Here is a 656-nt window from a genome sequence, read left to right as displayed (position 1 = left end):
GTCCCTACTCGTCCTGAACAACTTTGGGTCAGCGATATCACTTATATTAAAACACAATACGGTCATAATTATTTAGCAATTGTTACAGATGCTTATTCTAAGCAGATTATGGGATATAAACTCGATAACCATATGAGAACATCACTTTGCACCGATGCACTCGCTATGGCTATTAAAAACAGAAAATACCCTGATCAAAAGCTTATTCATCATTCTGACAGAGGTTTTCAATACTGTAATCCTAAGTATACAACTTTTGCTGAAGACAACAATATCGTAATGAGTATGACTGAGCAATACGACCCTTATGAAAATGCTGTAGCTGAACGAATTAACAGAACGTTGAAATACGAATATGGATTAAAACAAACTATTAAAAACACAGAACTAGCTCAAAAAATGACTGAGCAAGCAGTCTATATTTATAACAATTTAAGAACGCATTTTAGCTTAGAATTAAGAAAACCTGCAGAAGTGCATTTAAATCCTAATATCAAATACAAATCCTATCGAAAATATAATGTAAATTTACCTGAACTAACGATTTAAGAACAGACATAGTTCAAACTATTTTTTTGCCTTCTAAACGGCTGAAAAAAATCTTTTGAACGTCTAAATATTAACTAAAAAGAGTCAACCTATATCAGTATAATACA

Annotated in this window: 1 protein-coding gene; it reads left to right on the top strand. The window is 31.7% G+C overall.

Annotated features, from left to right (window positions below; genetic code table 11):
- On the top strand, positions 1-549 hold a 549-nt coding region (locus tag HSX10_RS18640; protein ID WP_173589764.1), incomplete at its 5' end, for an IS3 family transposase.
- Between the last annotated feature and the right edge of the window lie 107 nt (positions 550-656).

The organism is Winogradskyella undariae (assembly GCF_013285155.1).
Classification (GTDB): domain Bacteria; phylum Bacteroidota; class Bacteroidia; order Flavobacteriales; family Flavobacteriaceae; genus Winogradskyella; species Winogradskyella undariae.
This window is presented reverse-complemented; position numbering and strand designations above follow the sequence as displayed.